Source organism: Streptomyces sp. NPDC032161, assembly GCF_040636995.1.
Lineage (GTDB): Bacteria > Actinomycetota > Actinomycetes > Streptomycetales > Streptomycetaceae > Streptomyces.
This window is the reverse complement of the sequence record NZ_JBEZVN010000001.1, coordinates 412,456-431,755: the sequence shown is the minus strand read 5'-3', so window position 1 is coordinate 431,755 and position 19,300 is coordinate 412,456. Positions and strand designations below refer to the sequence as shown.

The following is a 19,300-nucleotide window of genomic DNA, read 5'->3' as shown; positions in this document are numbered from 1 at the left end:
CGATGGGCGCTCAGCTTCGCGTTTACAAGCGCCGCATCCGCTCCGTCACCGCCACCAAGAAGATCACCAAGGCGATGGAGATGATCGCCGCCTCGCGCATCGTCAAGGCGCAGCGTCAGGTGGCGGCGTCGACGCCGTACGCCACCGAGCTCACCCGCGCGGTGACGGCGGTGGCGACCGGCTCCACCACCAAGCACCCGCTGACCACCGAGTCCGAGAACCCGGCGCGGGCCGCGGTCCTGCTCATCACGAGCGACCGCGGTCTGGCAGGCGGTTACTCCTCCAACGCCATCAAGGCCGCGGAGCGGCTGACCGAGCGGCTGCGCGGTGAGGGCAAGGAGGTCGTCACGTACGTGATCGGCCGCAAGGGTGTCGCCTACTACGGATTCCGCGAGCGCAAGATCGAGGATTCGTGGACGGGCTTCACCGACAGCCCGACCTATGCGGATGCCAAGCGTGCCGCCGCCCCGCTCATCGAGGCGGTCACCAAGGAGACCGCCGAGGGCGGCGTCGACGAGCTGCACATCGTCTTCACGGAGTTCGTGTCGATGATGACGCAGAACCCGGTCGAGGACCGGATGCTGCCGCTCAGCCTCGGTGCCGAGAAGGAGAAGGACGGCAAGGCCGAGATCCTGCCGCTCTTCGAGTTCGAGCCGTCGGCGGAGGACGTCCTCGACGCCCTGCTTCCGCGGTACGTCGAGAGCCGCATCTACAACGCGCTGCTCCAGGCCGCTGCTTCCGAGCACGCCGCTCGCCGCCGCGCGATGAAGTCGGCGACCGACAACGCCGGAGAGCTCATCAAGACGCTCTCCCGGCTCGCCAACGCGGCCCGCCAGGCCGAAATCACCCAGGAAATCAGCGAGATCGTCGGTGGTGCCAGTGCGCTGGCCGACGCGACCGCGGGGAGTGACAAGTAATGACGACGACAGTTGAGACGGCCGTTGCCACGGGCCGCGTCGCCCGGGTCATCGGCCCGGTCGTCGACGTGGAGTTCCCCGTCGACGCGATGCCGGACATCTACAACGCGCTGACCGTCCAGGTCGCCGACCCGGCCGAGGAGGGCAAGCTCAAGACGCTGACCCTCGAGGTCGCGCAGCACCTCGGTGACGGCATGGTCCGTGCCATCTCCATGCAGCCCACCGACGGCCTGGTCCGCCAGGCCCCGGTGACGGACACCGGCGACGGCATCACCGTGCCGGTCGGCGACATCACCAAGGGCAAGGTCTTCAACACCCTCGGTGAGATCCTGAACAAGCCCGAGGCCGAGACCGAGGTCACCGAGCGCTGGGCGATCCACCGCAAGGCGCCCAACTTCGACCAGCTCGAGTCCAAGACCGAGATGTTCGAGACCGGCGTCAAGGTCATCGACCTCCTCACCCCGTACGTCAAGGGTGGAAAGATCGGTCTGTTCGGTGGTGCCGGTGTCGGCAAGACCGTTCTGATCCAGGAGATGATCTACCGCGTCGCCAACAACCACGACGGTGTGTCGGTGTTCGCGGGCGTCGGTGAGCGTACCCGTGAGGGCAACGACCTCATCGAGGAGATGACCGACTCCGGCGTCATCGACAAGACGGCGCTCGTCTTCGGTCAGATGGACGAGCCGCCGGGCACGCGTCTTCGTGTGGCGCTGGCCGGTCTGACCATGGCGGAGTACTTCCGCGATGTGCAGAAGCAGGACGTGCTCTTCTTCATCGACAACATCTTCCGGTACACCCAGGCCGGCTCCGAGGTGTCCACCCTGCTCGGCCGTATGCCGTCCGCGGTGGGTTACCAGCCGAACCTGGCCGACGAGATGGGTCTGCTGCAGGAGCGCATCACCTCGACGCGTGGTCACTCGATCACCTCGATGCAGGCGATCTACGTCCCCGCGGACGACCTGACCGACCCGGCCCCGGCCACCACCTTCGCCCACCTCGACGCGACGACGGTTCTCTCCCGTCCGATCTCCGAGAAGGGCATCTACCCGGCCGTGGACCCGCTGGACTCCACGTCCCGGATCCTGGACCCGCGTTACATCGCCGAGGACCACTACAACGCCGCCATGCGCGTCAAGGGGATCCTCCAGAAGTACAAGGACCTCCAGGACATCATCGCGATCCTCGGTATCGACGAGCTGGGCGAGGAGGACAAGCTGGTCGTCCACCGTGCCCGTCGCGTCGAGCGCTTCCTGTCGCAGAACACCCACGTCGCCAAGCAGTTCACCGGCGTGGACGGTTCGGACGTCCCGCTCGACGAGTCGATCGCCGCGTTCAACGCGATCTGCGACGGCGAGTACGACCACTTCCCGGAGCAGGCGTTCTTCATGTGCGGTGGCCTGGAGGACCTCAAGGCCAACGCCAAGGAGCTCGGCGTTTCCTGAGCCGACGGCTCACCGAGGGGGACGGGCACGTCCCGTCCCCCTCACCACGCCCCTTAGAATTGACCCAACACCCGGCCGGCGCGGCCGGGTGGTGACCCGAGGAGCCACCCTTGGCTGCTGAGCTGCACGTCGAGCTGGTCGCGGCGGACCGCAGTGTCTGGTCCGGCGAGGCCACCCTGGTCGTCGCGCGCACCACGTCCGGCGACATCGGCGTCATGCCCGGTCACCAGCCGCTTCTGGGTGTGCTGGAATCGGGCCCGGTGACGATCCGCACGAGCGACGGCGGAACCGTGATCGCCGCGGTGCACGGCGGTTTCCTCTCGTTCGCGGACGACAAGCTGTCGCTGCTCGCGGAGATCGCGGAGCTGGCGGACGAGATCGATGTCCAGCGCGCCGAGCGTGCGCTGGAGCGCGCGAAGGAGGCGACGGACGCCGCTGCCGAGCGGCGCGCCGAAGTACGACTGCGCGCGGTGGCGGTGCGCTAGCGCACCGCGACGACGTAGCTTTACCCTCAGCCGCGGCACGGCCTGGAGACCCCTCCGGACCGTGCCGCGGCTGAGGCGATGCAGATGCCTGTGAAGTTCTGGTGTATCCGTTACTCGACGACGCGAGGAGGTCGGTGGAGATGTTCCTCGCGTTGTGGGTGGGCGGAGTGGTCGTCGCCCTGGTCCTGTTGGGACTCTTCGTCTTCGGTCTGCGCCGGAGGCTGATCCAGCGCTCCGGCGGGACCTTCGACTGCAGCCTGCGCTGGAACGTGCCGGAGGAGCCCGATCTCTCGGGCAAGGGCTGGGTGTACGGGGTCGCCCGATACAGCGGTGACCAGGTCGACTGGTTCCGGGTCTTCTCGTACGCGCCCCGTCCGCGCCGGATTCTGGAGCGTTCCGCGATCGAGGTGATCGCCCGCCGGATGCCCGAGGGCGAGGAGGAGCTGGCGCTCCTGTCCGATGCCGTGGTGCTCGGCTGTCTCCACCGCGGGACCCGCCTGGAGCTGGCCATGAGCGAGGACGCGCTGACCGGGTTTCTCGCCTGGCTGGAGGCGGCTCCGCCCGGCCAGCGGGTCAACGTGGCATAGCTTCGGATCTGTCGGACGTGAAGGGGCGCCCCCTCTCGGAGGGGGCGCCCCTTCACATGCGACCGTTGCGCGGCGCGCGCGGTCGGTGCGGGTGGGTCCGGCCGTCCCGGCCGCGGGACGTTCCGTAGGCCGGCACGTTCCGTGCCGGTACGGAACCCGGCGGCCAGGACGCGAGAACCGGGGAGACAGGGGGCGGACCTGTCTCCCCGGTGGCTTTTCGGGGTGTCACGCGCGACCACGCGTTACACGTGGTCGCGCGCGAGGGGTTACTTCAGGCCGTTGCTGACCGCGCTGACCAGCTCACCGTTGGCCGTGTCACCGCTGAACTCCCAGAAGAACGCGCCTCCCAGGTTCTGGCCCTTGGCCCAGTTCATCTTGGTGGTGATGGTGGCCGGGGTGTCGTAGCTCCACCAGTTGGTGCCGCAGTGCGCGTACGCCGTGCCGGCGATGGTGCCGGTGACGGGGCAGGTGTTCTTGAGGACCTTGTAGTCCTCCATGCCCGCGTCGTACGTGCCGGGGGCGGCGCCGGTGGCGGTGCCGCCGGGGGCGGACTGGGTCACGCCGGTCCAGCCGCGGCCGTAGAAGCCGATGCCGAGCAGCAGCTTGGACGCGGGGACGCCCTGGGCCTTCAGCTTGGCGATGGCGTCGGCGGAGTTGAAACCGGCCTGCGGGATGCCGTCGTACGAGGTCAGCGGGGAGTGCGGGGCCGTCGGGCCCTTCGCCGAGAAGGCGCCGAAGAAGTCGTACGTCATCACGTTGTACCAGTCCAGGGACTGGGCGGCGCCCGCGTAGTCGGTGAGGTCGATCTTGCCGCCGTCGGAGGCGTCGGCGGTGATGGCGGCCGTGACCAGGTTCTTGCTGCCGAACTTGGCGCGGAGCGCGGAGGTGATGCCCTTCAGCGCGTTCGGGCCGCTGCTGTCACAGGTCAGACCGCAGGCGTTGGGGTACTCCCAGTCGACGTCGATGCCGTCGAAGACGTCGGCCCAGCGGGGGTCCTCGACCAGGTTGTAGCAGGACTCGGCGAACGCGGCCGGGTTCTTCGCGGCCTGGGTGAAGCCGCCGGACCAGGTCCAGCCGCCGAACGACCACAGCACCTTGATGTGCGGGTACTTGGCCTTCAGCTTGCGCAGCTGGTTGAAGCTGCCGCGCAGCGGCTGGTCCCAGGTGTCCGCGACGCCGTCGACGGACTTGTCCGCGGTGTACGCCATCTCGTAGTCGGCGTACGCGTCACCGATCGTGCACTTGCCGTTCTGGACGTTGCCGAAGGCGTAGTTGATGTGCGTGATCTTCGCGGCGGAACCGGAGGTGTCGAGGTTCTTGACGTGGTAGTTCCGGCCGTAGACACCCCAGTCGGTGAAGTAGCCCATCTTGACCTTGTCACCCGGGCCGGGGGTTTCGCCGCCGCCACCCGTGGTGCGGACCTTGAGCGAGCCGCTGACCGGGCCGGTCTGGTCGGCGGTGTCACGGGCCCGCACGGTGTAGGAGTAGTCGGAGCCCGCGGTCAGGCCGGTGTCGGTGTGGCTGGTGCCGGTGACCGTGGCGACGACCGCGCCGTCGCGCAGCACGTCGTAGTTCTTGATGCCCTTGTCGTCGGTCGCGGCGGACCAGCTCAGCTTGACCGAGGTGTCGGTGATGTTGCTCGCGGTGGGGGTGCCCGGAGCGGAGGGGGCGTTGTCGCCGGGGACGCTGCCGCCGTCGCAGGGGTTGCCGTTCAGCTTGCAGCCGGTGGGGGCGCCGGAGCCGGTGCCGTTGAAGCCGAAGGAGACGCTGGCACCGGGGGCGATGGTGCCGTTCCAGCCGAGGTTCTTGGCGGTCCAGTGGTTGTTGGACCCGGTGACGGTGGCGTCCCAGGCGGAGCCGACCGAGGTGCCCGAGGGGAAGTCCCACTCGATGGTCCAGGAGGACAGGGCGGTGGTGCCGGTGTTCTTCACCGTCCACTGGCCCTCGAAGCCGCCGCCCCAGTCGGACTTCTTGAGGTACGTGGCGGTCGCCGAGTCGGCGGCCTCGGCGGGGGAGGCCAGGCCCACCATGGCGGCGAGCGGAAGGAGCAGCGCGGTGACGCCCGCGACCGCTCTGGATCTGGTGGCTCTCCCGGTCCCGAGTCTGAATCGGGTCCGGCGTAGGGGGGTTTCAGTGCTCAACGGTGCTCCTCGGGTGAGGTCCGGACAATCGGGGGTGGTCCGTGGACTGCAAACCCTGCGCCGCCCAGAGCACGCCTTGTCATGGCGCACTCACCGCAGTGTGTTGTGCGGCGAGATTAGGAAGGTCTGGACCAATCGTCAAGAGGTCCAGACCAAAGATCGTTCTTCCGGCCTCACATGCCCAACTCCTGCGCCAGCACCGCCGCCTGGAGCCGACTGCGCAGATTGAGCTTGCCCAGTACCCTGCTGACGTGCGTCTTCACGGTCGCCTCGGCCATCGAGAGCCGGACCGCGATCTCCGCGTTCGACAGTCCCTCGCCGAGGCAGCCGAGCACCTCCCGCTCCCGCCTGGTCAGTGCGTCGAGCACCTTCGGATCGGGCGCGTGGGCCGCCCGCGCGGGCCGCGTACCGGCGAACTCCGCGATCAGCCGGCGGGTCACCGCCGGAGCGATCAGGCCCTCGCCGCGCGCCACCGTGCGCACCGCCTCCAGCAGATCGCGGGCTTCGGCGTTCTTCAGCAGGAAGCCCGCCGCACCCGCCCGCAGTGCGCCGAAGACGTACTCGTCGAGGTCGAAGGTCGTCAGGACCAGCACGTCCGCCAGCCCTTCGCCGGTCACCTGACGCGTCGCCGAAACCCCGTCCAGACGCGGCATCTGGATATCCATCAGCACCACGTCCGGCCGGAGTTCGCGGGTCAGCCGCACCGCCGCCTCGCCGTCCGCCGCCTCGCCGACCACCTCGATGTCCGGCGCGCTGCGCAGGATGAGCACCAGCCCCGCACGGACGGCCGACTGGTCCTCGGCGACCACGACCCGGATCGTCATTCCCCCTCATTCCCTTCGTCCACGGGCAGTTCGGCCCGCACCCGCCAGATCCTCGTTCCGGAGCCGCCGTCCACCGGCCCCGCCTCGATCGTTCCGCCCAGCAGCGCCACCCGTTCCCGCATGCCCACGAGACCGGCCCCCGATCCCGGCGCGCGCGGCCCGGAACGGTCCCCGAACACACTGCGGACCTCCACCGTGAGCGAGGGCCCGGCCCGCCCGAGCCGCACCGCGACCGGGCCGGGCGCGGCGTGCTTGAGCGCGTTCGTCAGCGACTCCTGGACTATTCGGTAGGAGGCCAGTTCGACGGGTGCGGGCACCGGCCCACGCTCCTCGCGCGCGTCCTCGAAAGTACAGGTCAGCCCACTCGTCCCGGCGTTCGTACCGGCCTGTTCGACCAGTGCGTCCAGCGCGTCCAGGGTCGGCGAGGCGCTCGGCTCGGCGTCCGCGTCACCGGTGCGCAGCAGCCCGATCAGCCGGCGCATCTCGGCGAGCCCCTCGACGCTGTTCTCGCGGATCACCCCCAGCACCTCGCGCGAGGTGGCCGGGTCGTCGATGGAGAGCGCGGCGGTGGAGTGGATCGCGATCGCGGAGAGATGGTTGGCCACCAGGTCGTGCAACTCCCGTGCCATTCGGGAGCGTTCCGCGGTCACCGCCTGGGTGCGGTCCATCTCGGCGAGCAGTGCGGTCTGTTCGGCCCGCAGCCGGGCCGCCTCGGCGGCGTCGCGGTGGTTGCGGACGCTGACGCCGGTGATCGCGGGACCGAACGAGACCACACCGGTGAGGATCCCGACGAGCAGGGCCTCCGGATTGCGGAACCACGCCAGGAAACCGATCGTGACCGCGACCGTGATCAGGAACGTGGTCACCGGGATGCGGCGGGCGGCGGCCGGTGTCCCGTACAGCACCGCCGCGTACATCAGGTCGGTGAACATCACGACGGTCACCATGTTCCCGACCGTGAACTGGTCCGCGATCACCGCGAGGGTGCCGACGATCAGCCCCGTCTGCGGAGCCGTTCTGCGGACGAGCGCGAACGCCGAGACGACGGCGAGCGGCAGCAGGGAGACCCAGGGGGCGGAGAAGGGTCGGCCGCCCTGCGTGTGCAGCCCCAGCGCCCACAGCAGCAGGCCGCTGAGGAGGCCGATGACCGCGATGAGCACGTCGTGGCGGTGCGGACGGAGGAAGGAGAACACCCTCCCATCCAACACGGCCGCCCGGGTGGAGGCCTCGGTGCCGCGGGCGATGTGCGCGTACATCGAAGGATGCAGTCGAAGTTCGTCACCCGCGACGACGTGTCCGGGCGGCGCGGAAGGGAGGCTGGGGGACAACGGGAAGGAGACGGGCGTGATCGTCACGTTGATCGTGCTCTGCGAGGCCGGCTTCTGGGTGCTGCTGGCCGTGGGGCTGGCGCTGCGGTATCTGGCGAAGAAGCCGCGCCTGGGAGCGGCCGTGCTGCTGTGCGAGCCGCTGCTGGAGGTCGTGCTGCTGGTGGTGACGGCCATCGACCTGAAGAACGGGGCCGATCCCGACTGGAAGCACGGGCTGGCCGCCGTCTACATCGGCTTCACCGTGGGCCTCGGCCACTCCACGATCCGCTGGGTCGACGCCAGGGTCGCGCACCGCTTCGCGGGCGGCCCGCCGCCGGTGCGGCCGCCGAAGTACGGCATGGCGCGCGCGGTGCACGAGTGGAAGGTCGCCGCGCGCTGGACGGTCGCCGCGGTGACGGCGCTGGCGCTGCTCCAGGCGGCGATCTGGTATGTGGGCGGGGACGGCGACGTGTCGACGCTCCAGGAGTGGCAGATGAAGATGCTGGTCGTGATCGGGATCAACGTCGCCATCGCGGGCGGCTACACGCTGTTCCCGAAGCGGGAGCCCGCCGGGGAGCGGAGAGCGGGCAGCGGTGACGCGGCGGGCGCCGGCCGGGAGGCGGTGAACCGGCCGGAGAAGTGGTGAACCGGCCGGGGACATGGTGGGACGGCGAGAAGCCGTGAGCCGACCGGCTACGCGGCGCGGTGAACCGACCGGGGACACGGGGCGGTGAACCGGCCGGGGAAGCCGTGGAACGGCCGTACGGGCGCGATGACCGTGCCCGTACAGCCGTTCCGTCCGTACGGCGGCGGGCGCCGGCCGTCACCCCCGTACGGTGAACACGCGCGGCGGAGCGGTTACCGCTCCCCGCCCGGCACCCACAGCACGTCGCCGACCTCCTTGTTCGCCGTCCGCGCGAGGATGAACAGCAGGTCCGAGAGCCGGTTGAGATACGTCGCCGTCAGCGCGTTCATCGTCTCGCCGTGCACCTCCAGCGCCGCCCAGGTGGACCGCTCCGCGCGCCGCACCACCGTGCACGCCTGATGCAGGAGCGCCGCCCCCGGCGTACCGCCGGGCAGGATGAAGCTCCGCAGTTTCTCCAGCGGCTCCAGGAAGCGGTCGCAGTCCGCCTCCAGCTTGTCGACGTAGCTCTGCTCCACCCTCAGTGGCGGGTACTTCGGGTTCTCGACGACCGGGGTCGACAGGTCCGCGCCCACGTCGAACAGGTCGTTCTGCACGCGGGCGAGGACCTTCACGACGTCCCCGGACAGCTTGCCGAGCGCGACGGCCGTGCCGATGACGGCGTTGGCCTCGTTCGTGTCGGCGTACGCGGCGATCCGAAGATCGGTCTTGGCGGTCCGGGACATGTCACCGAGGCTGGTGGTGCCCTGGTCGCCGGTGCGGGTGTAGATACGTGTCAGATTGACCATACGGCCAGCCTAGTGCTGTGGCCGGAATCGCTTGCCGGGAAGCTCGCGGCGTCCGGCGCGGTGCATCGCAAGGCGGAGGATCGCCCTCGTACCGGACGTACTCGGGTGATGCGACAACGCGGCGAGGTGCCGTGCCGGGCGTCGCGAGCCGGTAGACGTTTCCGGTCGCAGCACCAGGTCCTGTCCCCGCACCGCCGACGTCCGGCGGGAGGCCGGGGCCGGGTCCTGTCCCGCGGGGGGGCGCGTCCACCGCGCGGCGGACCGTGCGGGTCCTCAACTGTGCCCGGCGCGCCGCCGGATGACGGGTGCCGGTGTGATGTCCGTCATGTGAGACGTGACGCGCATCTCTTCGTGGTCACAGGACCTCCCACGGGTACTAATCTCCGCCGAAGAGCAATGTGAACAACCGTTATGACCGGGGCCGTGCAGGGATCAGCTCAGGGATCAGCTGCAGAGGCGCATACGAACCGAGGGGTGCACACGTGGCCAGGAAGCTCGCCGTCATCGGAGCCGGACTCATGGGATCCGGCATCGCGCAGGTCTCCGCCCAGGCGGGCTGGGACGTCGTGCTGCGCGATGTCACCGACGAGGCCCTGGCCCGCGGACGGGACGCCATCGGTGCCTCGTACGAGAAGTTCGTCTCCAAGGGGAAGCTGGAGGCGGCGGACGCCGAGGCCGCGCTCGCCCGCATCACCACGACCACCGACCTCGACGCGGTCGCCGACGCGGACGTCGTCGTGGAGGCCGTGTTCGAGAAGCTCGACGTCAAGCACGAGATCTTCCGCTCCCTCGACAAGATCGTCCGGGACGACGCCGTCCTCGCCTCCAACACCTCCGCCATCCCGATCACGAAGATCGCGGCGGTGACGGAGCGCCCCGAGCGCGTCGTCGGTGTGCACTTCTTCTCGCCGGTCCCGATGATGCGGCTGTGCGAACTCGTCCGCGGCTACAAGACCAGCGACGAAACCCTCGCCACCGCAAGGGAGTTCGCCGAGTCCGTCGGCAAGACCTGCATCGTCGTCAACCGTGACGTGGCCGGCTTCGTGACCACCCGGCTGATCTCGGCGCTCGTCGTCGAGGCCGCCAAGCTGTACGAGTCGGGCGTCGCCACGGCCGAGGACATCGACATCGCCTGCAAGCTGGGCTTCGGGCACGCCATGGGTCCGCTCGCCACGGCCGACCTGACCGGCGTCGACATCCTGCTCCACGCCACGAACAACATCTACACCGAGTCGCAGGACGAGAAGTTCGCCGCACCGGAGCTGATGCGCCGGATGGTGGACGCCGGTGACATCGGCCGCAAGAGCGGGCAGGGCTTCTACACGTACTGATCTGCTCCGGTCCTCCGGCCCGGTCCGCCGTCGGCCGGGCCCGGAGGCAGGGGTGTCCTCCGAGGCATCGGGGCCCGTCCGGGCCGCGTCAAGCCGTGGTCACCCCACGGAGTGAAATCGGCATCGGTTCGCTTACAGACGGCAACTTCCCTGTCTCCGCCGCAGTCAGTTGTGGGAGAGACAGAACAGACAGACGAAACGTTGCAACGGAGATTCACGGGGAGCGCATATGCACATCAGGGGCGACCACGTCGAACTGGTCGTCGGGGGCCGCCTCGACGTCCGAAGCGCGGCGGACGCCCGTACGGCCCTGCACTCGGCCCTCGACGACGGAGTCGGCGACCTGGTGCTCGACCTGACCGAGCTGGACTCCTGGGACGCCACCGGACTCGGCGTCATCATGGGCGCGCACCGACGGGCCGGGCGGGCCGGCCGACGGCTGGTGCTTCGCGGCGTGCCGCCGCAGATGCAGCGTCTGCTGGTCGCGACGCGGCTGCACCGCATCCTGGCCATCGAGGGCGGAATCGCAGCGGACTCCCTGCCGCGCGTGTAGGTTCCCGGAGCCTCGGAGACCTCGGAGTCCCTGCTTCCGGCCCTCGACGCGTCCGGATTCGGCCATGTGGTGCGGCGAAGAGTCATATACGGCACGAGAACGCGCGCATCGGACGGCCCGGACCCCCGGCTGTGCGCGGGCACCGGGCGACCGTCTAGGGTCGGCCCGTCCGCCGATTGACGGGACCCACCGGGCGGACACCGGACCGGAGGCGACAGCAGGGCGTGCGAGGCCGGGAGGGACAACCGTGCGCGACGCGTCTGGGGGCTTTGGCGATGGACCCGACACACCAGGGGCCGGGGGAGTACGGCAGGGACGGCGACGGTCCCGGCAGGACGGCCGACGGCAAGGAGTCCGTCCCCACCCCACCGCCGGGCGCCGCGCCCCGTCCGATGGCGGGAACCCCCGCCGCCGCCCCGGACTTCGGTCAGCCGGCACCGCACCCGGCCCGTGTCGTCCGGCTCATATCGGGTGACTGCCTCCTCACCGTCAACCCGATCGACGGCAGCGAGGTCGAGCTGTACCCCCCGGGGGAGCAGCCCGCGCCCCCGGTACGGCGCACCGCGGCCGACCGCGCCGCCCGCGAGCGTGCCGCCGCGCCCCCCGTGCCGCCGGGGCCGCCCGCTCCGCAGCCGCCCCTCCTGGAGCGCGCGGAGGAGCGCGAACGGCTGGTGCGGCTGCTGACCCGCGGCCGCTCCGTGCGGCTCACCGGACCGGCTGGTTCCGGCCGGACCACCCTGCTCGACGCCGTCGCCGCCGACTGCGTCGGCCTCGCGCCGGACGGTGTCGTACGGCTCTCCGGCCTCAACAGGTCCGTCGCCGACCTGCTGTACGCGCTCTTCGAGGCCGTGTACGACGCTCCGCTGCACCGGCCCGACCGCCCCGCGCTCCTCGATCACCTCAGAGGGATCGGCGCCGTCGTCGTGCTCGACGACCTGGAGTTCGGCGGCGCCGCCCTGGAGGAGCTGCTCGACGCCACACCGGAGTGCGCCTTCCTGTTCTCGGCGACCCCGGACGTCGCCGCGCCCGGTGCGGACTCGTACCTCGAAGAGGTCTTCCTTCCCGGTCTCGGCCGGGGCGCCTCGGTCGAGCTGCTGGAACGGGTCGCCGAACGTCCGCTCACCGACGAGGAGAAGAACTGGGCGGGAGACCTCTGGTTCGAGTCGGAGGGGCTGCCGCTGCGCTTCGTCCAGGCGGCCGCCCTGCTGCGCGGTCGCGATCAGCAGCGCGCCGACGCCGACGCCTCCGCCCCGCACGACGGCCCGGACAACGGCGCGGACGGCCCGGCCGCGCGGCCGCCCTTCGGGCACGACGAGGCCACCGACGGCGTCCACATTCCACTGCCCAACCTCGGTGAGGCCGCCGCGCCCGCCGCGCTGCTCGCCTCACGGCTCAGCGAGCCCGCCCGTGACACCCTGCGCTTCGCGGTCGCGCTCGGCGGCGAGGTGCCGCACCAGGCGCACCTTCCGGCCCTGGTGGGGGACACCCACGCGGACGCCGCGCTCGGTGAACTGGCCGGCTGCGGACTGCTCTCCCCGGCCGGTTCGCGCTACCGCCTGGCCGCGGGGGCCGTCGCCCAGCTGGAGGCCGCGGGGTACGGCGACGACGGCGCCGAGCGGGCCCGTACCGCGGCCCGGCACTACGCCTGGTGGGCCGGGCACCCCTCGGTCACCCCGGCACGGGTCACCGCCGAGGCCGACGCCGTCATCGCGGCCATGGCGCGGCTCGTCCCCGGGGACGGCGACGGGCAGGCCGCCGAGGCCGTGCCGTCGGCCCACAGCGCGGCCCCGGCCTTCGCGGCGGGACTGCACTGGGGTGCCTGGGAGAAGGCCCTGAGGATCGGCCAGGAGGCGGCCAGGGTCGCCGGTGAGGTGGCCGAAGAGGCGTACTTCCACCACGAGTTGGGAATTCTGGCGCTCTGCTCGGGGAATCCGGACCGGGCCAGGACGGAGCTGGAGACGTCGATCGGCATGCGCGGGGCGCTCGCCGACAAGCCGGGCATGGTGGTCGGGCGGCGCGCGCTCGCCCTGGTCGCGGACCGGTCCGGAGCGACGCCGCCCGGGGGGCCGGTTCCGGGCGGACCGCCGTCGTCCGGTCCCGTGACCGGCGGGCCGGTGCCGGTGGGCCGACCGGGACCCGCCTCGCGGCACGAGGACACGGCGCCGCTGCCCGTCGCACCGGCGACCGCGGCGACGCAGAAGCTGACACAGGGGTCCGGCGCGGAGACCACCGCGGTGATCCACCCGCGCGGCACCACCCCCGAGGCTGCCTCGGGGGCCGCGGCGCGGAAGGGCCGTCCCGCGCCGCTGGGAAGCTCCCGGCGGGGTCTCGTCGCGGTGGGCGCGGCAGCGCTTCTCGCCGTCGTGCTCGGCACGCTCGTGGTGCTGGGCGTGACGTCCGGCGACGGGGACCGGGGGAACCGTCCCCGCGTCACGTCCGAGGAGTCGGCGGGCCCCGACGACGGCGGGAACGGGGCGTCGGACGACGGGTCGGCGGACGGGTCCGTCTACGGGGACGAGACGTCCGGGGGCGGCGCGGTGACGCCCGGCCCGTCCGGCAGCGAGGTAGCGCCGAGCGGGAGCGGTACGCCGTCGCCGGGCGCCACGGAGCCGAGCGGCAGCCCCTCGTCGGGCACCCCGTCCGAGGGCGGTTCCTCGCCGGGCACCCCGACCGGACCGACCGTCCCCACGAAGCCGGCCACGCCGACGGCGCCGACGAGCCCGAGCCCGACCGAGACGGAGGAGAACTCCCCGGAACCGACGGATCCGGCCACGGAGGGACCCTCGCCCTCCCCGCCTGAGGACACCTCCGACTCGGCGAGCGGGCCGTCCATGTCCTCCCTCCCACCGTCGGCGGAGGACGCGGACGACGGACCCGCGGTGGTCTGAGCGTGGTCTGAGCCGCACCGGACGCCGGGAGGCCCCTGACGCCGACAGACCCCCGATGCCGGACGCGCGAGGCGCGTCCGGCATCGGGGGTCTGCGGGGGAAGCCTGGGAAGGGGCAGGTCAGAACAGACGCAGCTTGTCGTCCTCGATGCCGCGCAGCGCGTCGTAGTCGAGGACGACGCAGTCGATCCCGCGGTCCGTCGCCAGCACCCTGGCCTGCGGCTTGATCTCCTGCGCGGCGAAGATGCCCTTCACCGGGGCGAGGTGGGGATCACGGTTGAGCAGCTCCAGATAGCGGGTCAGCTGCTCCACGCCGTCGATCTCGCCGCGCCGCTTCAGTTCCACGGCCACGGTTCCGCCGTCGGCGTCCCGGCAGAGGATGTCGACGGGGCCGATCGCGGTGAAGTACTCGCGGCGGATCAGGGTGTAGCCCTCTCCGAGAGTCTCGATCCGGTCGGCGAGGAGTTCCTGGAGGTGCGCCTCGACACCGTCCTTGATGAGCCCCGGGTCGACGCCCAGCTCGTGGGACGAGTCGTGGAGGATCTCCTCCATCGTGATGATCAGTTTCTCGCCCGCCTTGTTCATCACGGTCCAGACGTCCGCGGTGTCGCCGGAGCCCTCCTTGAGGGTGCAGGGCGGCGACATCCAGTTGAGGGGTTTGTACGCCCGGTCGTCGGCGTGGATCGACACGCTCCCGTCCGCCTTGACGAGGATCAGGCGGGGGGCGGAGGGCAGGTGGGCGGTGAGCCGGCCGGCGTAGTCCACGGAACAGCGGGCGATGACGAGACGCATGGTCGGCAACGCTACTCGACGACCCGTGCTCCACGCGATTCTCCCCCCTCCCGCCCCCGCGCGGAGGGGAGCGGCTCCTGTCCGGTCGTGACCGGACCGTCCCCGTTCGGTCCGGACACGACCGGATCAGCCCTTTTCGGGCTTGCCCCTCTTTGATCCTCTTCGTTGTTGGCCGGTTGTGTTCCCAATCTCCTGGTGCGGCCATGACCGCACCCTTACCGTGTAAGCGGGAGGTCGCCGTGTGTGCACGCTGCGTGGCGTTCCTCCTTGCCCTGCCCGTAAGGTCCCGGCCCGGCGTCGGGGCCGCGAGAGGAGAACCCATGTCGCTCGACGTCTCACCGGCGCTGTTGGAACAGGCCGAGCGAGGCGAGGTCGACGAAGCCGATTTCGTCGACTGCGTCCGGACCTCCCTGCCCTACGCGTGGGAGATGATCAGCTCGTTGGTGGCCCAGTTGAAGGTCGACGGCGGAGAGTTCGCCGACAACCAGACGCCCCCGCCGGACGAGCAGGCCCGTGGTCAGCTGCTGCGTGCGCTCGCGAGTGATGCGATACGCGGCGCTCTGCAACGGCACTTCGGAGTGCGTCTGGCATTCCAGAACTGCCACCGCGTCGCGGTGTTCCCGCTGGACGCCTCGGTCGACGAGCGGCTGGCCCGCTTCACGTCGGTGCGAGGTCAGTTGCTCAACCAGTCGCCCGAACTCCGGGACTGCTGAGGTCCGTTCGGCGGCAGGGTCTGTCCGGTCATGAGCCGTCGGGCAGGCCCTGAGTGCGTGCGTACGCTGCTGTTCCGGACCGCGGGAGGTGCGACGGGATCCGGGGCGGCAGCACGTACCCCCACCACGGCTCAGTGGAGGAGCGGCAGCACCTCCGTGCCCAGCCGTGCCACGTTCTCCTCCGTGGCCGCCAGGTCTCCGGAGCCCTCCACCAGGAGCGCGAAGCGGGTGATGCCCGTCCGCTCGGCGGTGGCGGCGAGCCGGTCGGCGGCCAGCCGGGGCGGACCCACCGGATGGAGGCCGCACAGCAGCTCCGTGTACGCGACCGGGTCGCGCATCACCCGGTGCCGTCCGTCCACCGTCACATGGGCGTCCAGACCCTCCCGCAGCCAGCCGGGCATCGCCTTGACGAGGGACTCCACCGCGTCCTCGGTCCGGTCGGCGATCTGGGCCACCCCGGCGGACACGTGCCCGGCCGCCCGGACGCTCTCCGGCGAACGGCCCGCGGCCAGGGCGGTGGAGCGCCACAGGGCGATCATCTCCGCCTTCTCCTCGTCCCCGCAGTGCATGCCCAGGAGCATCGGCAGCCCGCGCTCCGCGGCGAGCCGGACCGTCCGGGGCGAGGTGCACGCGACGACCACCTCGGGGGCGCCGGAACCGTCGCCCCCGGGCCCCTCGTCCCCGGGGGCGGCACCGCCGAACCCGGCGAGCGGCTCGTCGGCCCGGGGGACGACCGCCACCTCTCGGAAGTCGTACCGGGGCCCCTTCCCCGCGACCCTCGGCCGGGCCAGCCAGTCGAGCAGCAGCTCCAGGGACTCCGGGAAGCCCTTCTCGTACGCCTCCAGGCCCCCGCCGAACACCTCCAGGTCCACCCAGGGGCCGCCCCGGCCGACGCCGAGGGTGAATCTGCCGCCGGTGGTGAGGTGGAGCAGCGCTGCCTGTTCGCCGAGCGCGACGGGGTGCTGGGTCGGCAGCACGCTCACCGCCGTACCCACCCGGATCCTGCGGGTGCGGCCGAGCAGCAGCGCGGCCAGGGTGACGGCGGACGGGCAGACCCCGTACGGCACGAAATGGTGCTCCGCCAGCCATACCGAGTCGAGCCCGGACTCCTCCGCGACCTCGGTGGACCGGATCGCGCGATGCAGCGCTTCCCCCGGCCCCTGTCCGGGAAACTGGGCTGCCAGTACGAACGTTCCCACGCGCATCGCCAATTGCCTCCTTGCGGCCGACGCGGTCTCTCCCCTACGGGCAACAACGTCTGACACGTGCCAAGGGCACGGGCAGCGGCAAGTTGTTCGGATTGTCCGGTAAGTCGCCAAAGTCAGAGGGAACGTTCCCGCACGACATGGGGCGCAGGGCTCGGCCGAATGGCCCTACGCTGGGGGAAAACCGCCGGCCCGTCTGTGAGGTGTCCCGTGTCCCCGCGCCGCAACCGCCCCCGAGGCGGCGAGAGTTTCCCCGAGCGAGGCGCGGAGGAGGGGATCCGATATGGCAGCGGCGGACGCGTCGAGGAGTGGCGCGGGGAGGAGTGGTCGGTGCGCCCGGTGAGCGGCGCGAGCGCGGCCGGCAAGCGGTACCGCTGCCCCGGCTGCGACCAGGAGATCCCGCCCGGCGTCCCGCACCTGGTGGCCTGGTCCGAGTACGGCGGCATCGACGACCGTCGGCACTGGCACAAGGCGTGCTGGAACGCGAAGGACCGCCGCACCACACAGGTACAGCGGTCCAGGAACGCGCCCCGCTACTGAGCCGGCCGTCCCTCCACGGGCCCCGGGCTCCCTTCCCGGACGGCCGTTCCGGGCCGTCGGCCGGTCACACGTCGCGGCGCTCCAGGACCGCGTAGGCGGCGCCCATCGCCACGGCCGTCAACCCGAGCATGATCCACAGCGAATCCCAGCCGGAGGGGCCGAAACCGGTGACCGAGGTGTCGTAGAACGCGCTGAGCTGGCTCGGGATCGAGTACATGAAGAACGCCTCGCGCAGGCCGGCCAGGGACCGCGAGAACATGAAGATCCCCAGGACCAGCGGCAGCAGCACCACACCGATCATGATCGTGACGGCGGCGGCGGAGTGCCGGACGAGTGCGCCGACCGCCAGGGAGAGCAGCCCCAGCAGCGCGACGTACAGCCCGACGCCGATCGTGGCGCGCAGCCAGTCGTCCGTGCGCGGCTCCTTGCCGTGCAGCAGCGACGCCTGCACCACGGCGACCACGGTGGCCGACACGGTGGTGACGGCGAAGGTCAGCACGAAGAAGACGGCCGCCTTGGCGGTCAGTACGCGGGTACGGCTGGGGCAGGCCGTCAGCGTCGTCCGGATCAGGCCCGTCCCGTACTCGGACGTGATGGTCAGCACGCCGAGCGTGATCACGCAGATCGAGCCCAGCAGCACCCCGAAGAAACCGAAGCTGAGCTCCGGGACGTCGCCCAGATCGGAGTCGGTCAGCGTGATCATCGCGGCTATGAGCAGGCCCAGGCCGAGCACCACGGTGAGCATGACGCCGAGCGTCCACACCGTGGAGCGCACCGAGCGGATCTTGGTCCACTCGGAGGCGATCGCGTCGGTGAGGGTGGCGGGCCGCAGGGGGATCGGAGAGGCGTAGTACCCGACCGGTGCCTGCTGCCCGTTCCCGTGGGGGAGGGGTGCGTGCTGCAGGCCCGGTGCCTGCGGGTTTGGCGTCGGCGGTGTCGTCATCGGGCTTCCTCGCTGGTCTCGCTCCTGGCCGGGTCCGCGGGGGCCGCCGCGAAACCGGCGTTCCCGGTGCTCCCGACGGGCTCGGCGGGTGTCGCGGACGGGTCCTTTCCGGGCGGCGGCGGGGCGTACCAGCCCTGCTGCGGCACCTCGGGGATCTGCTGCCGCGGTCCGTGCCCGTCGTCCGGCACCAGCTGGTGCAGCCCGGCCTTCTCGTCCGTCGTCGAACGGTAGTCCACGGCGCTCTGCGTCATCCGCATGTACGCCTCCTCCAGCGACGCCTGGTGCGGCGAGAGCTCCCACAGCCGGACGTCCGCCTCATGGGCCACGTCACTGATCCTCGGCAGCGCCAGGCCGGTGATCCGCAGGGCCCCGTCCGGCTCCGGCAGCACCTGGCCGCCCGCCTCGATGAGCGAGGCGGTGAGCTTCTCCCGCCCGTCCGGGTCGCCGTCCGCGACCCGCACCCGGGCGAAGTCCGCGGAATTGGCGGCGATGAAGTCCTTCACGCTCATGTCGGCGAGCAGCCGGCCCCGGCCGATCACGATCAGGTGGTCGGCGGTGAGGGCCATCTCACTCATCAGGTGGCTGGAGACGAAGACCGTCCGGCCCTCCGCGGCCAGCGCCTTCATCAGGTTGCGGACCCAGAGGATGCCCTCGGGGTCGAGCCCGTTGACGGGTTCGTCGAAGAGCAGCACCTGGGGGTCGCCGAGCAGCGCCGCCGCGATCCCCAGCCGCTGGCCCATCCCGAGCGAGAAGCCCTTGGTCCGCTTCCGCGCGACCTCGTGCAGGCCGACGACCCCGAGCACCTCGTCGACCCGTGCGGCGGGGATGCCCGCCAGCTGGGCGAGCGAGAGGAGGTGGTTGCGGGCGCTGCGCCCGCCGTGCACGGCCTTCGCGTCCAGCAGCGCACCGACCTGGCGCGGGGCGTTCGGCAGGTGCCGGAAGGGGTGGCCGCCGATCGTGACATGACCGGCGGTCGGTTGGTCCAGGCCCAGCATCATGCGCATGGTCGTGGACTTGCCCGACCCGTTGGGGCCGAGGAATCCGGTGACGGTGCCGGGCCGCACCTGGAAGGAAAGGTTGTGCACGGCCGTCACAGCGCCGTAGCGCTTGGTCAGGCCGACTGCCTCGATCATGCTTCAGCCCCATCGACTCTTGTCCGTCGTCGGGGCCGGGCCGTCCGGCCGCACACCCCCCGTAAGGGT

At 71.2% G+C, this 19,300-nt stretch carries 18 protein-coding genes; 10 read left to right on the top strand and 8 right to left on the bottom strand.

Annotated elements, in window-relative coordinates; genetic code table 11:
- The first annotated feature begins 2 nt into the window (after positions 1-2).
- The 4 genes from AB0E67_RS01780 (at position 3) to AB0E67_RS01765 (ending at position 3,431) form a co-directional block, all read left to right on the top strand.
- Positions 3-917: a F0F1 ATP synthase subunit gamma gene (locus tag AB0E67_RS01780; RefSeq protein WP_362019584.1), complete on the top strand. Its 915-nt coding sequence runs from the start codon at positions 3-5 to the stop codon at positions 915-917.
- Positions 917-2,359 (top strand): F0F1 ATP synthase subunit beta, encoded by a 1,443-nt coding sequence (gene atpD, locus AB0E67_RS01775; protein WP_360118748.1) that lies wholly within the window; start codon positions 917-919, stop codon positions 2,357-2,359. Before AB0E67_RS01780 ends, atpD begins: the two co-directional genes overlap by 1 nt.
- A 110-nt stretch (positions 2,360-2,469) precedes the next feature.
- Positions 2,470-2,844 (top strand): F0F1 ATP synthase subunit epsilon, encoded by a 375-nt coding sequence (locus AB0E67_RS01770; protein WP_073789163.1) that lies wholly within the window; start codon positions 2,470-2,472, stop codon positions 2,842-2,844.
- A 140-nt stretch (positions 2,845-2,984) separates the two neighbouring features.
- Positions 2,985-3,431, top strand: a complete 447-nt coding sequence (locus AB0E67_RS01765) for a DUF2550 domain-containing protein (RefSeq protein WP_073789331.1) — start codon at positions 2,985-2,987, stop codon at positions 3,429-3,431.
- Positions 3,432-3,697: 266 nt separating this feature from the next.
- On the opposite strand, the gene AB0E67_RS01760 is transcribed toward AB0E67_RS01765, so the two are convergent.
- From AB0E67_RS01760 to AB0E67_RS01750, 3 genes are all read right to left on the bottom strand, one after another.
- On the bottom strand, positions 3,698-5,572 hold the full coding sequence (locus AB0E67_RS01760) for a glycoside hydrolase family 18 chitinase (protein ID WP_362019580.1): 1,875 nt from the start codon (positions 5,570-5,572) through the stop codon (positions 3,698-3,700).
- 173 nt (positions 5,573-5,745) lie between these two features.
- A complete protein-coding gene (locus AB0E67_RS01755; protein WP_362019577.1) occupies positions 5,746-6,396 on the bottom strand; it encodes a response regulator transcription factor in 651 nt (216 codons plus the stop codon).
- Positions 6,393-7,589 carry a histidine kinase gene (locus AB0E67_RS01750; RefSeq protein WP_362021375.1) on the bottom strand — a complete coding sequence of 399 codons (1,197 nt, stop codon included), beginning with the start codon at positions 7,587-7,589 and terminating at the stop codon, positions 6,393-6,395. Before AB0E67_RS01750 ends, AB0E67_RS01755 begins: the two co-directional genes overlap by 4 nt.
- A 151-nt stretch (positions 7,590-7,740) precedes the next feature.
- On the opposite strand from AB0E67_RS01750, the gene AB0E67_RS01745 reads away from it, so the two are divergent.
- Positions 7,741-8,349, top strand: a complete 609-nt coding sequence (locus AB0E67_RS01745; protein WP_362019574.1) for a hypothetical protein — start codon at positions 7,741-7,743, stop codon at positions 8,347-8,349.
- Between the two features lie 212 nt (positions 8,350-8,561).
- Here AB0E67_RS01745 and AB0E67_RS01740 read toward each other — a convergent pair whose 3' ends face one another.
- On the bottom strand, positions 8,562-9,134 hold the full coding sequence (locus AB0E67_RS01740) for a cob(I)yrinic acid a,c-diamide adenosyltransferase (RefSeq protein ID WP_362019571.1): 573 nt from the start codon (positions 9,132-9,134) through the stop codon (positions 8,562-8,564).
- A gap of 482 nt (positions 9,135-9,616) precedes the next feature.
- On the opposite strand from AB0E67_RS01740, the gene AB0E67_RS01735 reads away from it, so the two are divergent.
- The 3 genes from AB0E67_RS01735 to AB0E67_RS01725 all read left to right on the top strand — a co-directional run bounded on the left by AB0E67_RS01735 (position 9,617) and on the right by AB0E67_RS01725 (position 13,906).
- Positions 9,617-10,465, top strand: coding sequence for a 3-hydroxyacyl-CoA dehydrogenase family protein (locus AB0E67_RS01735; RefSeq protein WP_073791896.1), 849 nt, complete (start codon positions 9,617-9,619; stop codon positions 10,463-10,465).
- A 229-nt stretch (positions 10,466-10,694) separates the two neighbouring features.
- Positions 10,695-11,018, top strand: a complete 324-nt coding sequence (locus AB0E67_RS01730) for an STAS domain-containing protein (protein WP_073791897.1) — start codon at positions 10,695-10,697, stop codon at positions 11,016-11,018.
- A gap of 275 nt (positions 11,019-11,293) precedes the next feature.
- On the top strand, positions 11,294-13,906 hold the full coding sequence (locus AB0E67_RS01725) for an ATP-binding protein (protein WP_362019568.1): 2,613 nt from the start codon (positions 11,294-11,296) through the stop codon (positions 13,904-13,906).
- Between the two features lie 119 nt (positions 13,907-14,025).
- On the opposite strand, the gene nucS is transcribed toward AB0E67_RS01725, so the two are convergent.
- Positions 14,026-14,697 carry an endonuclease NucS gene (nucS, locus tag AB0E67_RS01720; protein ID WP_362019565.1) on the bottom strand — a complete coding sequence of 224 codons (672 nt, stop codon included), beginning with the start codon at positions 14,695-14,697 and terminating at the stop codon, positions 14,026-14,028.
- 320 nt (positions 14,698-15,017) lie between these two features.
- Between nucS and AB0E67_RS01715 the strand changes: the two genes are divergently transcribed.
- Positions 15,018-15,410, top strand: coding sequence for an SCO5389 family protein (locus AB0E67_RS01715; protein ID WP_030971516.1), 393 nt, complete (start codon positions 15,018-15,020; stop codon positions 15,408-15,410).
- Positions 15,411-15,541: 131 nt separating this feature from the next.
- On the opposite strand, the gene AB0E67_RS01710 is transcribed toward AB0E67_RS01715, so the two are convergent.
- Positions 15,542-16,615, bottom strand: a complete 1,074-nt coding sequence (locus AB0E67_RS01710) for an LLM class flavin-dependent oxidoreductase (RefSeq protein WP_362019563.1) — start codon at positions 16,613-16,615, stop codon at positions 15,542-15,544.
- A gap of 210 nt (positions 16,616-16,825) precedes the next feature.
- Between AB0E67_RS01710 and AB0E67_RS01705 the strand changes: the two genes are divergently transcribed.
- Positions 16,826-17,155: an ATP/GTP-binding protein gene (locus tag AB0E67_RS01705; RefSeq protein ID WP_362019561.1), complete on the top strand. Its 330-nt coding sequence runs from the start codon at positions 16,826-16,828 to the stop codon at positions 17,153-17,155.
- A gap of 64 nt (positions 17,156-17,219) precedes the next feature.
- On the opposite strand, the gene AB0E67_RS01700 is transcribed toward AB0E67_RS01705, so the two are convergent.
- Positions 17,220-18,098, bottom strand: a complete 879-nt coding sequence (locus tag AB0E67_RS01700; RefSeq protein ID WP_362019558.1) for an ABC transporter permease subunit — start codon at positions 18,096-18,098, stop codon at positions 17,220-17,222.
- Positions 18,095-19,231 carry an ABC transporter ATP-binding protein gene (locus AB0E67_RS01695; RefSeq protein WP_362019555.1) on the bottom strand — a complete coding sequence of 379 codons (1,137 nt, stop codon included), beginning with the start codon at positions 19,229-19,231 and terminating at the stop codon, positions 18,095-18,097. Before AB0E67_RS01695 ends, AB0E67_RS01700 begins: the two co-directional genes overlap by 4 nt.
- Positions 19,232-19,300: the final 69 nt, after the last annotated feature.

What these genes read in the sequence shown, in the direction of transcription:
- AB0E67_RS01780 (WP_362019584.1), top strand. Translation starts at nt 3, where the DNA reads ATGGGCGCTCAGCTTCGCGTTTACAAGCGCCGCATCCGCTCCGTCACC.
- atpD (WP_360118748.1), top strand. Translation starts at nt 917, where the DNA reads ATGACGACGACAGTTGAGACGGCCGTTGCCACGGGCCGCGTCGCCCGG.
- AB0E67_RS01765 (WP_073789331.1), top strand. Translation starts at nt 2,985, where the DNA reads ATGTTCCTCGCGTTGTGGGTGGGCGGAGTGGTCGTCGCCCTGGTCCTG.
- AB0E67_RS01755 (WP_362019577.1), bottom strand. Translation starts at nt 6,396, where the DNA reads ATGACGATCCGGGTCGTGGTCGCCGAGGACCAGTCGGCCGTCCGTGCG.
- AB0E67_RS01740 (WP_362019571.1), bottom strand. Translation starts at nt 9,134, where the DNA reads ATGGTCAATCTGACACGTATCTACACCCGCACCGGCGACCAGGGCACC.
- AB0E67_RS01730 (WP_073791897.1), top strand. Translation starts at nt 10,695, where the DNA reads ATGCACATCAGGGGCGACCACGTCGAACTGGTCGTCGGGGGCCGCCTC.
- AB0E67_RS01725 (WP_362019568.1), top strand. Translation starts at nt 11,294, where the DNA reads ATGGACCCGACACACCAGGGGCCGGGGGAGTACGGCAGGGACGGCGAC.
- nucS (WP_362019565.1), bottom strand. Translation starts at nt 14,697, where the DNA reads ATGCGTCTCGTCATCGCCCGCTGTTCCGTGGACTACGCCGGCCGGCTC.
- AB0E67_RS01715 (WP_030971516.1), top strand. Translation starts at nt 15,018, where the DNA reads ATGTCGCTCGACGTCTCACCGGCGCTGTTGGAACAGGCCGAGCGAGGC.
- AB0E67_RS01710 (WP_362019563.1), bottom strand. Translation starts at nt 16,615, where the DNA reads ATGCGCGTGGGAACGTTCGTACTGGCAGCCCAGTTTCCCGGACAGGGG.
- AB0E67_RS01700 (WP_362019558.1), bottom strand. Translation starts at nt 18,098, where the DNA reads ATGACGACACCGCCGACGCCAAACCCGCAGGCACCGGGCCTGCAGCAC.
- AB0E67_RS01695 (WP_362019555.1), bottom strand. Translation starts at nt 19,231, where the DNA reads ATGATCGAGGCAGTCGGCCTGACCAAGCGCTACGGCGCTGTGACGGCC.